The sequence below is a fragment of the Caulobacter sp. AP07 genome, assembly GCF_000281955.1.
Lineage (GTDB): Bacteria > Pseudomonadota > Alphaproteobacteria > Caulobacterales > Caulobacteraceae > Caulobacter.
Window position 1 is genome coordinate 1 of the sequence record NZ_AKKF01000258.1, and the last position, 12,798, is coordinate 12,798.

Below are 12,798 nucleotides of genomic sequence, written 5' to 3' on the forward strand. Positions count from 1 at the left end.
CCCCCAGCCGATATTGGATGCCGGCCTTGTCGGCCATGCGGCCCATCAGGCCGTCCAGGGCGTCGATCTCGCGGACCAGGTGGCCCTTGCCCAGGCCGCCGATGGCCGGGTTGCACGACATCTCGCCGACGGTTTCCCGCTTGTGGGTCAGCAGCAGAGTGCGCGCCCCGGCCCGGGCCGACGCGGAGGCGGCCTCGCAGCCGGCGTGACCGCCGCCGATGACAATGACATCCCAGATATTGGACAAGCTTGCACGCCTCAATGCGAACGCCCCCGTCGCGGCGGGGGCGTACTGGCCTTATACGTGGAACTCACTCGATCGGCGAGTCGGTCCCGGGTGTTTCACGTGAAACAGCCCCGACACATCTGTGATCAGCCTGTGGATGGTTCAAGGCGATGTTTCACGTGGAACATCACTTACCGATGCAGAAGCTCGAAAACACCCGATCGAGCACATCCTCGGGATCGATGCGCCCGGTAATGCGCGACAAGGATCGCGCCGCCAGGCGGACATCCTCGGCGGCAAGCTCCACCTCCAGCCCCACATCGGACAGGGCTCGCCGCAGATAACCTCGCGCCTCCGTCAGGCTTTCGGCGTGGCGAATGCGGGTGGCGGCGGGAAACTCAGCGCCGGACAGGGCCTCGATCACGTGCGACGCCAGCGCCGTCCTCGCCAGCTCGGCCCCGCCAGGCTTGCGGGCGGCGAGTTCGACGATCGACAGGCCCTGCCCCGCCAAGGCGACGCGAAGCTCCTCCAGGCGATGGTCGTCGACAAGGTCGATCTTGTTGATCACCGCCCAGTCGCCCGGTCGGACGACGCCATAGGTGTCGTCCTGTTTCACGTGAAACATCGCCGCGTCGATGACCCAGAGCCGAAGATCAGCCTCGGCCGCCCAGGCCTGGGCGCGGCGCACCCCCTCGGCCTCGATGGTGTCTTCCGTCGCCCGGAGACCCGCCGTGTCGGCCAGGAGAACCTTGTAGCCCCCCAAGGTCAGGGGAACCTCGATGATGTCCCGCGTGGTGCCCGGGGTCGAGGTGACGATCGCCGCGTCGCGCTCGGCCAGGCCGTTCAGCAAGGTGCTCTTGCCGGCGTTCGGCGCCCCGACCAGGGCGACCCGGAAGCCGTCGCGCACCCGCCGCCCCCGCGCGGCGTCGACCAGCGCCTCGCCGATCTCCGCCTCCAGGGCCACCAGGCCGGGCCGGGCGCGGGCCGCCACGTCCTCCGGAAGCGCCTCGTCGGGAAAGTCCACGGCGGCCTCCAGCATCGCCAGGGCCTGGACCAGCAGGCCACGCCAGGCCTCGTATCGCTCGCTCAGCGCCCCGCCCAGCTGGCCCAGCGCCTGGCGACGCTGCGCCTGGGTTTCGGCGTCGATCAGGTCGGCCACACCCTCGGCCTGGGTCAAGTCCAGCTTGCCGTTCTCGAAAGCTCGGCGGGTGAACTCGCCGGGCTCGGCCAGGCGCAGCCCCTCGGCGGCCAGCGCCTCCAGCACCGCCTCGACGACGGCCCGGCCGCCGTGCACGTGGAACTCGGCGGCGTCCTCGCCGGTGTAGCTGGCGGGTCCCTCGAACCACAGCACCAGGGCGTCATCCAAGGCCACGCCGTCGTGGGTCAACTGACGCAGCGCCGCGCGCCGCGGCGTCGGCAGGTCGCCGGCCAGGGCGCGCACCGCATCGCTGGCGCGGGGTCCGGATATCCGGAGCACCGCCACCGCCGCCCTACCCGCGCCCGTGGCCGGCGCGTAGATCGTGTCGTTCATTCGCGCTTGCCGCCCATGCCGCCCACGGCCGCCCCGGCCGCCGCGGTCATCAGCTTGCGGAACTGATCCTGGGCCCCAGCCCCGAACGCCATCCAGTTCTTCATCAGCTCTTCCGGCGCCAGGGCGGCCATGTTGGCGTCCATGCGGCTCTGCATCTCCTTGACCAGGTGGTCATTGAGAGCGCTCACGTCCGGCAGGCCCAGGAAGGCGCGGGCCTCCACCGGGGTGCAGTCGATTTCGATCGTCATCTTCATGGTTTTTGGTTCCCTACAGGCAGGGCACGACATTGTTATGCGTCAGGCGCGTCGGACCACGTTAGAGCGCTTCGGTCGAAAGTCCCATCGACGCCTTGCGGATACGGAGCGCCCCAATGAGCGAGACCCTCACGATCGACACCCCGGACGGCGCCTTTTCGGCCTATGTGGCGCGCCCCTCGGCGACCCCCGCTCCGGCGGTCGTGGTCATCCAGGAAATCTTCGGCGTCAACAAGGTGATGCGCGACGTCTGCGACAGCCTGGCCGCCCAGGGCTTCGTCGCCGTCTGCCCCGACCTGTTCTGGCGCATCGAGCCGGGAATTGACATCACCGACCAGAGCGAGGCCGAATGGAAGAAGGCTTTCGAACTCTATAACGCCTTCGACGTCGACGCCGGCGTCGCCGACATCGCCGCCACCCTGGCCGTTGTCCGCGCCCTGCCCGGCGTCAACGGCAAGGTCGGCGCCGTGGGCTATTGCCTCGGCGGCCTGCTGGCCTTCCTGACCGCAGCCCGCACCGACAGCGACGCGACGATCGCCTATTACGGCGTCGGCATCGAGAAGCATGTCGGCGAGGCCGACAAGCTGGCCCGCCCCCTGCTGCTGCACATCGCCGAGGAAGACCAGTTCGTGCCGAAGGAGGCGCAGAAGGTGATCCTCGGCGCGCTGAAGGATCATCCGCAGATCGCGATCCATACCTATCCCGGGCGCGACCACGCCTTCGCCCGGGTCGGCGGCGAGCACTACGACGCGGCCGACGCCGGTAGCGCCAATGCCCGCAGCCTGGCGTTCTTCAAGTCGAACCTGGGCTGACCCGATGCTGGCCATACAGGCGATCCGCACCGGCGGCCCCGAGGTGCTCGAGGTCGTCGAGCTTCCCCTCCCCGCGCCCGGTCCCGGCCAGATCCTGGTCCGCCACCAGGCGGTGGGGCTGAACTTCATCGACACCTATCACCGCAGCGGCCTCTACCCCTTGAAGACGCCGGTGGTGCTGGGGCTGGAGGCGGCCGGCGTCGTCGAGGCGGTCGGCGATGGTGTCACCCGCTTCGCGGTCGGCGACCGCATCGCCTACAACGGCACGCTCGGCGCCTATGCGCAGGCCGCCGTGGTTCCCGCCGACCGCGCCGTGAAGGTTCCAGGCTCGGTCAGCCTGAAGACCGCCGCCGCCGTGCTGCTGAAAGGCATGACCGCCGAGTTCCTGGTCCGACGCTGCCACAAGGTCGAACCGGGTCAGACCGTGCTGATCCACGCGGCGGCCGGCGGGGTGGGGTCGATCCTGGTGCAATGGGCCAAGGCCTTGGGCGCGACGGTGATCGCCACGGTCGGCACGGAGGCCAAGGCCGCCCTCGCCCGCGCGCACGGCGCCGATCATGTGATCCTCTATGGCGAGGAGGACGTCGCGGCCCGGGTGCTGGAGATCACCGGCGGCCAGGGCGTCGCGGTCGTCTATGACGGGGTCGGCAAGGACACCTTCGAGGCCAGCCTCAAGAGCCTGGGCCGTCGCGGCGTGCTGGCCACCTTCGGCAACGCCTCCGGTCCCGCGCCGGCGATCGCCCCGCTGGAGCTGTCGGGCAAGTCGCTGTTCCTGACCCGGCCGCGACTGTTCGACTACATCGCCACCACGGAGGAACTGGACGAGAGCGCGGCGGCGCTGTTCGCGGCGCTGGAGTCGGGGGCGGTGAAGATCGACATCGGCCAGACCTTCCCGCTCGCCCAGGCCCAGGCCGCGCACGAGGCGCTGGAGGGTCGGCGGACGACCGGGGCGACGCTGCTGATTCCGTAGGCATTAGGTCCTCCCCCTGTGGGGGAGGCGACCGCAGGTCGGTGGGGGGTAACTCCGACCTCAGTAACCCTCCCCCCACCGTCGGCTTCGCCGACACCTCCCCCAGAGGGGGAGGAATAAAAAAGGGCGGCCGGTTCGCACCGGCCGCCCTCGATGTTTCACGTGCGACAATCTGGCGCCGTGGCGACCTTAAGTGTTCATCGACTGGAAGAAGTCGCCGTTGGTCTTCGACTGGCGCATCTTCTCGAGCAGGAACTCGATGGCGTCCGAAGCGCCCATCGGGTTGAGGATGCGGCGCAGGACGTAGGTCTTCTGCAGCTGGTCGCGCGGTGTGATCAGCTCTTCCTTGCGGGTGCCGGACTTCAGCACGTCGATGGCCGGGAAGATGCGCTTGTCGGCGACCTTGCGGTCCAGGACGATTTCCGAGTTACCGGTGCCCTTGAACTCCTCGAAGATCACTTCGTCCATCCGGCTGCCCGTGTCGATCAGGGCGGTGGCGATGATCGACAGCGAACCGCCCTCCTCCACGTTGCGCGCCGCGCCGAAGAAGCGCTTGGGGCGTTGCAGGGCGTTGGCGTCGACGCCGCCGGTCAGCACCTTGCCCGACGACGGGACGGTGGTGTTGTAGGCGCGGCCGAGACGGGTCACCGAGTCCAGCAGGATGACGACGTCGCGCTTATGCTCGACCAGGCGCTTGGCCTTCTCGATGACCATCTCGGCCACCTGCACGTGGCGGGTCGCCGGCTCGTCGAAGGTCGAGGCGATGACCTCGCCCTTCACCGTGCGCTGCATGTCGGTGACTTCTTCCGGACGCTCGTCGATCAGCAGGACGATCAGGTAGCACTCGGGGTGATTGGTCTCGATCGACTTGGCGATGTTCTGCAGCATCACCGTCTTGCCGACCCGCGGCGGGGCGACGATCAGGCAGCGCTGGCCCTTGCCGAGCGGGGCGACGATGTCGATGACCCGGCCCGAACGATCCTTGATGGTCGGATCGGGCAGTTCCATGTGCAGGCGCTCTTCGGGATAGAGCGGCGTCAGGTTGTCGAAGTGGACCTTGTGCTTGACGTTGTCGGGGCTCTCGAAATTGATCAGGGCCACGCCGGTCAGGGCGAAGTAGCGCTCGCCTTCGCGGGGCGCGCGGATGGCGCCGTCGATGGTGTCGCCGGTGCGCAGGCCGAACTTGCGGATCTGCGAGGGCGAGACATAGATATCGTCCGGACCCGGAAGATAGTTGGCTTCCGGCGAGCGCAGGAAGCCGAAGCCGTCCTGCAGCACTTCCATGGTCCCCGAGCCCGAGATCTCCACGCCTTCCTCGGCGAGGGTCTTGAGGATCGCGAACATCATGTCCTGCTTGCGCATGGAATTGGCGTTCTCGACCTCGAAGGTCTCGGCGAAGGCCAGCAGGTCGGCCGGGGATTTCTCCTTCAGCTCCTGCAGGGACATGGTCTTCAGGCCCATCGCCGCCACCGTGGCGCCGACTTCGGAGTCGTCGTCGCCGGCGGCGTCGTCGCCTTGCGGGTCGACCGAAGCGGCCAGGGTCGTCGTATCGACGATGGGCTCTTCGGCCCCGTTGGCGGTCTCGGTCTGGTTTTCAGTTTGATCGGTCATAGTGACACTCAACGTCGCGCGGCCCGCGAAGGTGCGAGCCGAGCCTTGGTTCTTGCTTGCTCGTCGCTGGAGAGCGCCGAGGGTTCGCGCCATGACGACGGCGCGTATCGATGCGGGGAACGGGCTTCGGAGCCGGGCTCCGGGGGCGCATCAGGACGAGCGCCAGCCCGTGAAAGGCGGGAACGCGGAGCCTGGGCGCCGCGCCTGGGTGGATGGGAACCACAAGCGGCCCGCCGGGTCAAGCGGGGCGGGAGGATGGCGGCGGTGAGGTCAGTGATTGAGGAACTTGGTCGTCACCGAAAGCACGATGACGATCGCCGCCAGGAACGGCAGCTCGTTGGTCATCCGCCAGAACTTCTCGCTGCGGGTATTCAGGTCGGCGGCGAACAGCCGGCGCGACTTCGACATGAAGCCGTGCCAGCCGAACAGGAACAGCAGGGCGGCGAGCTTGGTCAGCATCCAGGGCTGAGCCAAGAAGCTCCAGCCACGGATCTGGCTGTTAGCCAGGATCAGCAACAGGCCCATGGCGAAGGTCAGGATCATTGCCGGATTGATGATGATCTTCATCGTCCGCAGTTCGGCCAGCTTGAACACGGCGTCCATCTCGGAGCCGCGCTCGGACTTCATGTGGTAGACGAACAGCCGCGGCAGGATCAGCATCCCGGCGATCCAGGCCATCGCGAAGACGATGTGCAGCCCGCGGATCAGGTTGAAGTTGGCGACCAGGAAGTCGATCACGCCCGGGCTCCTTGCGGGTTGGGACATTGGATGCGATCGCCGCCGCAGCGCCAGGCGCAGGCGGCGGCCACGGGAGCGGCCGAGGCGAGCGCGTCCTGGACGACGCGGCCCAGGCCATGGATGAAGCCTGGCGCGACGCCCAGGGCCGGAACCCTGACATAGACCGGGCAACCGGCCTCGAACGCCACTTCGCGATATTCATGGTCGAGCTCGACCAGGGTCTCGATATGCTCGGAGACGAAGGCGATTGGCGTCACCACCAGGGCCAGGCCCTGGGCGCTGGCCGCCTTGATCTCGTCCTCGGTCGAAGGGCCGATCCACTTCATCGGCCCGACCCGGCTCTGGTAGGTCACCCGCCAGTCCCAGCCCTCGCCCAGCCGGGCGGCGACGGCCGCGGCGGTGGCCTCGACCTGTCGCTGGTAAGGATCGCCGGCTTCGATGACCTTTTCCGGCAGACCGTGGGCCGAGAACAACAGTCGCGCCGGACCCGGCCGGCCGGCCTTGTCATAGGCCGCCGCGATCAGGTCGGCGTGAGCCTGGATGAAGTCGTCGTCGGTGGGGTAGCAGCAGACGGTCGAGACCCGGCCGGGACCCTTGCGATAGGCGCGCTTCCAGGCCTTCAGCGACGAGCCGGTCGTGGTCGACGAGAACTGCGGATAGAGCGGCAGCAGCACGACCTCGTCCGGGACGAAGGCCTTCACGGCCTTGGCGGTCTGGTCGGTCAGCGGCTTCCAGTAGCGCATGGCGACGAAGCAGCGGGTCTCGGCCTCGGGGAAGCGCGCGGCCAGGTCGGCCTCCAGCGCCCGCGCCTGCTTTTCCGTCTCCGGCAGCAGGGGCGAGCCACCGCCCATCAGGGCGTAGTTCTCCTTGGCCAGCTTGGCCCGCCCGCCGGCGATCAGGGCGGCGATCGGATAGCGCAGCAACGCCGGGAGCCCGATGATCGCCGGGTCGCGGAACAGGTTGAACAGGAAAGGCCGCACGGCGTCCGGACCGTCGGGTCCGCCCAGGTTGAACAGGACGACGGCGATCTTCCGCTGGGTCATTTACCAGTGACCCGGGCCAGCACCGCCTCGACATGGGCGATCGGCGTGTCGGGCAGAATGCCATGGCCAAGGTTGAAGATGTAGGGGCCGCCGGCCCACTGCTCGAGCAGTTGGTCGACCCGGGCCAGCAGGGCGTCGCCGCCGGCGCGCAACAACAGGGGATCCAGCGCGCCCTGGATGGTCTTGGTTTTCTGGATCGACTGGCCCAGCGCCGCCGAGGCCTGGGTGTCGAGCGCCACGCCCTGCACCGGCACGGCCTTGGCGTAGGTCTCGACCAGGGTTCCGGCCCCACGCGGGAAGCCGATCACCGGGGTGGTCACGCCCCTGGCGCGCAGGCCCTCGACGATGGCCGTGTGCGGCTTGACCACCAGGCGCTCGAACTGCGGTTCGGACAGGCCCTCGGCCCAGCTCTCGAACAGCTTCAGCACCTGGGCGCCGGACCGCGCCTGCATGGCCAGATAGTCCACGGTGGCGTCGATCAGCACCTGGATCAGGCGATCGAGCTTTTCGGGGTTCAGATAGGCGAAGGTCCGCGCGCCGCTACGGTCGCTGGAACCGCCCTCGATCATGTAGGTCGCCACCGTCCACGGCGCGCCGGCGAAGCCGATCAGCGCCCGGTCCGGCTCCAGGGCGGCCCGGACCCGGCTCAGGGTCTCGCCCACCGCGCCCAGCGCCTGGCCGGCCTGGCCCGTCCGTTCGGCCATCGACTCGATCGACGGCAGTTCGCCCAGCTTGGGGCCCTCCCCCGCCTCGAACCACACCTTCTGGCCCAGGGCCTGGGGGATCAGCAGGATGTCGGCGAAGACGATGGCGGCGTCGTAGGGAAACCGGCGCATCGGCTGCAGGGTGACCTCTGCGGCCTTCTCCGGGTTCAGGCAGAAATCGATGAAGGTCGGCTCGGTGGCCCGCACCGCCCGGTACTCCGGCAGATAGCGTCCGGCCTGGCGCATGAACCACACGGGCGGCCGCTCGGCGGTCTGACCATCCAGGACGGAAAGGAGCTTGGGCTTTTGGCCAGGGAAGATCGAGGACGTCGTCATGATGGGCCTTAAATCCCGTCAGGCCCGTGGGCTCAAGCCCGTATCTCCCCGGAGGCCCTTCTTCTTATCTTTAAGAAGATTTTAAGGAAGTTTGTAGGAGATGGTGAGCAAGTGCCTAACGGGGAAAACCCCGTTGCGGCGCACCATGCCCCCTGCCCATTTCGTATCCATCCCAGCTTGGCCCACATGTGGGTCCGAGCCTGTGAACTATGGGGACAGTCCGCTAGCCCTTCGAAATTACTAATGGAACGTTAAGATGGTGAATGGCGGCGTAACCATGAGCGCGGACTCATCCCGCGTTTGGGGGAAACGAGATTTCACGGCTTGTGCAAGCAATCCGAGACTGGGGATTGTCCGGAGTCAACGTGACCGTTTAACACAGGGGTGGCCGGTCAAGCCGTAACGGCGCGGGATTCACCCCCGCTCATCCCCAGAGGCCAAGCGAGTGGTTAAGCAACCGTTAACGGATGATCCACAGGAAACCGCCTCGGCTGAGGGCGAACGCGCCGCGCCGAGGTTCGCCACCTACTTCCATATCCACCTGGTGTCGGACTCCACCGGCGAGACCCTGAACGCCATGGCCAGGGCGGTTTGCGCGCGCTTCACCGACATCCTGCCGATCGAGCACATCTACGCCCTGGTGCGTTCGACCCGCCAATTGGACCGGGCGCTCGAGGAAATCGGCGGCGCGCCGGGGGTGGTGATGCACACCATCATCGACCCCAATCTGCGCGCGGCGCTGGAGGAAGGCTGTCGCCGCTTGGAAATGCCGTGCATCGCCGCGCTCGACCCGGTGGTCAACGCCATGTCGCGCTATCTGGGCGCGCGGATCTCGACCCGGGTGGGCGCCCAGCACGCGCTGAACAACGACTATTTCGACCGGATCGAGGCGCTGGACTACGCCATCGCCCATGACGACGGCCAGGGCGGCCAGGACCTGACCCAGGCCGACGTGATCCTGGTGGGGGTGTCGCGCACGTCGAAGACCCCGACCTGCATCTACCTGGCCCATCGCGGCGTGCGGGCGGCCAACGTGCCGCTGGTGCCGGGACGGCCGCCGCCCGAGGAGCTGTTCCAGCTGAAGAACACCCTGATCGTCGGCCTGATGACCTCGCCCGAGCGGCTGATCCAGATCCGCCGCAACCGTCTGCTGTCGCTGAAGGAGAACCGCGAGAGCGACTATATCGACACCGACGCGGTGCGGGCCGAGATCATCGCCGCCCGCCGGCTGTTCGAGAAGATGGGCTGGCCGATCATCGACGTCACCCGGCGCTCGGTCGAGGAGACCGCCGCGGCAATCATCAATCTGCTGTCCGGCGGCCGCGGCCAGGTCGAGGTGCTGGGTTGACCGCCCTGACCCTGGCCTCGACCAGCGCCACCCGCCAGGCGATCCTCCGCAACGCCGGCGTCGCCTTCGAGGCCGTGTCGCCCGGTGTCGACGAGGACGCGGCCAAGGCCGGCCTGCTGGCCGAGGGCGCGACGCCGCGCGACGTCGCCGACGCCCTGGCCGAGATGAAGGCCTTCAAGGTCTCGACCAAGCGGTCCGGCCTGGTGATCGGCTCCGACCAGACCCTGGACCTGGACGGCGTGCTGCTGGACAAGGTCGACACCGTCGAGGCCGCTCGCGAACGCCTGCTGCAACTGCGCGGCAAGGCGCACAAGTTGCATTCGGCCGTGGTGGTGGCCCGCGACGGCCAGCCGATCTGGCGGGTGGTCGAGACCGCCAAGCTGACGGTCCGTGATTTCAGCGACGCCTGGCTGGACGGCTACCTGGACCGCAACAGCCCCGACATCCTGTGGTCGGTCGGCTGCTACCTGCTCGAGGGCGAGGGCGCGCAGCTGTTCGACCGCGTCGAGGGCGACTATTTCGGCATCCTCGGCCTGCCGGTGACCCGATTGTTCGATTTCCTGCGTCTGCACGGAGTCCTCCAAGCATGAGCGCCACCATCACCGGGGCCGCGACCGTCGCCGGCATCTGCGGCCGGCCGGTCCGCCACTCGATGAGCCCGGTGATCCACAACGCCTGGATCGCCGCCGCCGGGCTGAACGCGGCGTACGTGCCGTTCGGACCGGGCGAGGAGCAGTTCGAAAGCTTCGTCGAAGGCCTGCGCGGCGGGGCGATCCGCGGGCTCAACGTCACCATCCCGTTCAAGGAGCAGGCCCTGGCCTGCGCCGACCGCTGCAGCGACCTGGCCCGGCTGGCCGGCGCCGCCAACCTGCTGGTGTTCGAAGCCGATGGGACGATCGTCGCCGACAACACCGACGGGCCCGGCCTGATCGAGGCGATCGCCGTGCAAGCCCCGGGCTTCGAGCTGACGGCCGCGCCGGTCGTGATCCTCGGAGCCGGCGGCGCGGCGCGCGGCGCGGCCGCCGCCCTGGCCCTGGCCGGCGCGCCCAGGGTCAGCATCGTCAACCGCACCGTGGCCCGGGCCCAGGCCATCGCCCGGACGATCGGCGGCGTGGTCGAGGCGGCCTCCGACCGCGAGCTCGACACCCTGCTGGCCGGGGCGGGCCTGGTGATCAACGCCACCTCGCTGGGCCTCGGCGGCGGCCCGGGCCCGGAGGCGCGCCTTGAGCTGACCCCGAAGACGGCCGTGGTCATGGACATGGTCTACAAGCCGCTGCGCACGCAGTTCCTGCAACGCGCCGAACAGGCCGGGCGCCGCACGGTGGACGGGCTGGAGATGCTGCTGCGCCAGGCGGTTCCGAGTTTCGAGGCCTTTTTCGGCGCCGCGCCGCCGGCTGGCGTCGATGTCCGCGCCCTCGCCCTGGCCCAACTGGGCGAGGCGGCTGGATGATCGTCCTGGGCCTGACCGGATCGATCGGCATGGGCAAGTCGACGACGTCGAAGATGTTCGTCGCCGAGGGCGTGCCGGTCTACGATTCCGACGCCGCCGTCCACGCGCTCTACGCCCGCGGCGGCGCGGCGGTGGGGCCGGTCGAGGCGGCCTTTCCCGGCGTCGTGGTCGACGGGGCGATCGACCGCGCCCGGCTGAGCCAGCGGGTGGTCGGCAAGCCCGAGGCCCTGAAGGCCCTGGAAGCCATCGTCCATCCGCTGGTCGGCGCCGACCGCGCCGGGTTCTTCGAAGCCGCCGTCGAGGCCGGGGCCGACATCGTGGTGCTGGACGTCCCCCTGCTCTACGAGACCGGCGGCGACAAGAAGGTCGACAAGGTGGTGGTGGTCTCGGCCCCGGCCGACCTGCAGCGCCAGCGGGTGCTGGCCCGGCCGGGCATGGACGCGGCCAAGTTCGAGGCCATCCTGGCCCGCCAGACGCCCGACGCCGAGAAGCGCGCCCGCGCCGACTTCGTCATCGACACCGGACAGAGCCTGGAACACGCCCATCAACAGGTTCGCGACCTCCTGTCGCGGTTGCGGACGCCGCCCGCGCTTGATGGCGGCGACGAAGCGGCTCATTGAAATCGGATGGCGCGGGAAATCATCCTCGATACCGAAACCACCGGCTTCGATCCGAAGACCGGCGACCGGCTGGTGGAAATCGGCTGCATCGAGGTGGTCGACTACATGCCCACCGGGCGGTCGTTCCACGAATATTGCGACCCGCTGCGCGACATGCCGGCCGAGGCCCAGAAGGTCCACGGCCTGTCGTCCGAGTTCCTGACCGGCAAGCCGAAGTTCCACGAGATCGCCGACCGGTTCCTGGAGTTCGTCGGCGACGCGCCGGTCATCGCCCACAACGCCGCCTTCGACCGCAGCTTCGTCAATTTCGAGCTGGAGAAGTGCAACCGCGGGCCGCTGCCGGAGAGTCGCTGGATCGACACCCTGGCCATGGCCAAGAAGCGCTTCCCGGGCATGTACAACTCGCTCGACGCGCTGTGTAAGCGGTTCAAGATCAGCCTCGACAGCCGCGACAAGCACGGGGCGCTGATCGACGCCCACCTGCTGGCCGAAGTCTATCTCGAGCTGCAGGGCGGCAAGGAGCGGGCGCTGGAGCTGACCCAGGTGGTGGCGGTCAACGCCGTCTCGGCCGCGCGGCAGGGCTCCTACGGTTCGCGGCCCCGGCCGCTGGCCCCGCGCTCGACCGAGGAAGAGCGCCTGATCCACGCCGCCTTCGTCCAGAAGAACTTCAAGGACAAGGCCGTCTGGCTGCAGTTCGGCGTCGGGATCGTCGCCGAGGGCTAAGGCCGGGGACACGCACAAGTGCATGTCCCCGATCGGAATGCTCACCACCCTACGGCGCCATGGCGTCGGCCCGGCTTTCCAGCAGGCCCGGCCGATGCGATTTCACCTCCGTCCGCAGCGTCAGCAAGTGGGTCTTTAGCCGACCCGGCGGCGTTCGGCTGACAACCTCGTCGAGCTTGGCCAACAACGCGTCGTTCAGCAGCAGCGCGTGCCGGGCGCTCTCGATCATCAGCACGCGAAGGTCGTTGCCGCGACGGATCTTGCGGCGACGGGGCGGTTTGGACTTGGGCATGGGGTTCTCCGTTCCTGGAAGGTTTGCGGCGGACACGGTTGTTCGACCTCGGGCTTTCGCGACGAGGGGGTGAGGAGGCGCGGAGCGGCCGGGCCCAGCCCGGATGACCGTGAGGATAGTGTTTGCGTTTCGGCGTGGAC

At 68.5% G+C, this 12,798-nt stretch carries 15 protein-coding genes; 7 read left to right on the forward strand and 8 right to left on the reverse strand.

Annotation, left to right across the window (positions count from 1 at the left end):
• The 3 genes from PMI01_RS22825 to PMI01_RS22835 form a co-directional block, all read right to left on the reverse strand.
• Nucleotides 1–247: FAD-dependent oxidoreductase (locus tag PMI01_RS22825; RefSeq protein WP_007674854.1), on the reverse strand; the 247-nt coding region annotated here is incomplete at its 3' end.
• A gap of 166 nt (nucleotides 248–413) precedes the next feature.
• Nucleotides 414–1,757, reverse strand: coding sequence for a tRNA uridine-5-carboxymethylaminomethyl(34) synthesis GTPase MnmE (gene mnmE, locus PMI01_RS22830; RefSeq protein ID WP_007674855.1), 1,344 nt, complete (start codon nucleotides 1,755–1,757; stop codon nucleotides 414–416).
• Nucleotides 1,754–2,011, reverse strand: coding sequence for a DUF6489 family protein (locus PMI01_RS22835; RefSeq protein ID WP_007674856.1), 258 nt, complete (start codon nucleotides 2,009–2,011; stop codon nucleotides 1,754–1,756). Before PMI01_RS22835 ends, mnmE begins: the two co-directional genes overlap by 4 nt.
• A 116-nt stretch (nucleotides 2,012–2,127) precedes the next feature.
• On the opposite strand from PMI01_RS22835, the gene PMI01_RS22840 reads away from it, so the two are divergent.
• Both PMI01_RS22840 and PMI01_RS22845 read left to right on the forward strand, forming a co-directional pair.
• Nucleotides 2,128–2,823: a dienelactone hydrolase family protein gene (locus PMI01_RS22840; RefSeq protein ID WP_007674857.1), complete on the forward strand. Its 696-nt coding sequence runs from the start codon at nucleotides 2,128–2,130 to the stop codon at nucleotides 2,821–2,823.
• Nucleotides 2,824–2,827: 4 nt separating this feature from the next.
• Nucleotides 2,828–3,793, forward strand: coding sequence for a quinone oxidoreductase family protein (locus PMI01_RS22845; RefSeq protein WP_007674859.1), 966 nt, complete (start codon nucleotides 2,828–2,830; stop codon nucleotides 3,791–3,793).
• A gap of 189 nt (nucleotides 3,794–3,982) precedes the next feature.
• Here the strand turns inward: PMI01_RS22845 and rho are convergent, their stop codons facing one another.
• The 4 genes from rho to hemE all read right to left on the reverse strand — a co-directional run bounded on the left by rho (nucleotide 3,983) and on the right by hemE (nucleotide 8,225).
• On the reverse strand, nucleotides 3,983–5,404 hold the full coding sequence (gene rho, locus PMI01_RS22850) for a transcription termination factor Rho (RefSeq protein WP_007674861.1): 1,422 nt from the start codon (nucleotides 5,402–5,404) through the stop codon (nucleotides 3,983–3,985).
• Between the two features lie 270 nt (nucleotides 5,405–5,674).
• The gene (locus tag PMI01_RS22855; RefSeq protein ID WP_007674863.1) at nucleotides 5,675–6,142 is read right to left on the reverse strand and encodes a CopD family protein; all 468 of its coding nucleotides are present in this window, start codon (nucleotides 6,140–6,142) and stop codon (nucleotides 5,675–5,677) included.
• Nucleotides 6,139–7,185, reverse strand: a complete 1,047-nt coding sequence (gene hemH, locus PMI01_RS22860) for a ferrochelatase (RefSeq protein WP_007674865.1) — start codon at nucleotides 7,183–7,185, stop codon at nucleotides 6,139–6,141. Before hemH ends, PMI01_RS22855 begins: the two co-directional genes overlap by 4 nt.
• A complete protein-coding gene (gene hemE / locus PMI01_RS22865) occupies nucleotides 7,182–8,225 on the reverse strand; it encodes a uroporphyrinogen decarboxylase (RefSeq protein WP_007674867.1) in 1,044 nt (347 codons plus the stop codon). The genes hemH and hemE overlap by 4 nt, the downstream gene beginning before the upstream one ends.
• Before the next feature lie 445 nt (nucleotides 8,226–8,670).
• On the opposite strand from hemE, the gene PMI01_RS22870 reads away from it, so the two are divergent.
• The 5 genes from PMI01_RS22870 to dnaQ are packed head-to-tail and all read left to right on the forward strand — an operon-like array spanning nucleotide 8,671 to nucleotide 12,366.
• The gene (locus tag PMI01_RS22870) at nucleotides 8,671–9,573 is read left to right on the forward strand and encodes a pyruvate, water dikinase regulatory protein (RefSeq protein ID WP_007674868.1); all 903 of its coding nucleotides are present in this window, start codon (nucleotides 8,671–8,673) and stop codon (nucleotides 9,571–9,573) included.
• Nucleotides 9,570–10,163: a Maf family protein gene (locus PMI01_RS22875; RefSeq protein ID WP_007674869.1), complete on the forward strand. Its 594-nt coding sequence runs from the start codon at nucleotides 9,570–9,572 to the stop codon at nucleotides 10,161–10,163. Before PMI01_RS22870 ends, PMI01_RS22875 begins: the two co-directional genes overlap by 4 nt.
• Nucleotides 10,160–11,023 (forward strand): shikimate dehydrogenase, encoded by an 864-nt coding sequence (gene aroE, locus PMI01_RS22880; protein WP_007674870.1) that lies wholly within the window; start codon nucleotides 10,160–10,162, stop codon nucleotides 11,021–11,023. The genes PMI01_RS22875 and aroE overlap by 4 nt, the downstream gene beginning before the upstream one ends.
• Entirely contained in the window at nucleotides 11,020–11,643 is a 624-nt protein-coding gene (gene coaE, locus PMI01_RS22885; RefSeq protein WP_007674871.1) for a dephospho-CoA kinase, read from the forward strand. The genes aroE and coaE overlap by 4 nt, the downstream gene beginning before the upstream one ends.
• A gap of 6 nt (nucleotides 11,644–11,649) precedes the next feature.
• Nucleotides 11,650–12,366, forward strand: a complete 717-nt coding sequence (gene dnaQ, locus PMI01_RS22890; protein ID WP_007674873.1) for a DNA polymerase III subunit epsilon — start codon at nucleotides 11,650–11,652, stop codon at nucleotides 12,364–12,366.
• Nucleotides 12,367–12,415: 49 nt separating this feature from the next.
• On the opposite strand, the gene PMI01_RS22895 is transcribed toward dnaQ, so the two are convergent.
• Nucleotides 12,416–12,658 carry a hypothetical protein gene (locus PMI01_RS22895; protein ID WP_007674875.1) on the reverse strand — a complete coding sequence of 81 codons (243 nt, stop codon included), beginning with the start codon at nucleotides 12,656–12,658 and terminating at the stop codon, nucleotides 12,416–12,418.
• Between the last annotated feature and the right edge of the window lie 140 nt (nucleotides 12,659–12,798).

Excerpts from the sequence above, each read along its gene's own strand:
- PMI01_RS22895 (WP_007674875.1), bottom strand. The coding sequence starts at position 12,658 with ATGCCCAAGTCCAAACCGCCCCGTCGCCGCAAGATCCGTCGCGGCAAC.
- PMI01_RS22840 (WP_007674857.1), top strand. The coding sequence starts at position 2,128 with ATGAGCGAGACCCTCACGATCGACACCCCGGACGGCGCCTTTTCGGCC.
- hemH (WP_007674865.1), bottom strand. The coding sequence starts at position 7,185 with ATGACCCAGCGGAAGATCGCCGTCGTCCTGTTCAACCTGGGCGGACCC.
- coaE (WP_007674871.1), top strand. The coding sequence starts at position 11,020 with ATGATCGTCCTGGGCCTGACCGGATCGATCGGCATGGGCAAGTCGACG.
- PMI01_RS22845 (WP_007674859.1), top strand. The coding sequence starts at position 2,828 with ATGCTGGCCATACAGGCGATCCGCACCGGCGGCCCCGAGGTGCTCGAG.
- rho (WP_007674861.1), bottom strand. The coding sequence starts at position 5,404 with ATGACCGATCAAACTGAAAACCAGACCGAGACCGCCAACGGGGCCGAA.
- PMI01_RS22835 (WP_007674856.1), bottom strand. The coding sequence starts at position 2,011 with ATGAAGATGACGATCGAAATCGACTGCACCCCGGTGGAGGCCCGCGCC.
- dnaQ (WP_007674873.1), top strand. The coding sequence starts at position 11,650 with ATGGCGCGGGAAATCATCCTCGATACCGAAACCACCGGCTTCGATCCG.
- mnmE (WP_007674855.1), bottom strand. The coding sequence starts at position 1,757 with ATGAACGACACGATCTACGCGCCGGCCACGGGCGCGGGTAGGGCGGCG.
- hemE (WP_007674867.1), bottom strand. The coding sequence starts at position 8,225 with ATGACGACGTCCTCGATCTTCCCTGGCCAAAAGCCCAAGCTCCTTTCC.
- aroE (WP_007674870.1), top strand. The coding sequence starts at position 10,160 with ATGAGCGCCACCATCACCGGGGCCGCGACCGTCGCCGGCATCTGCGGC.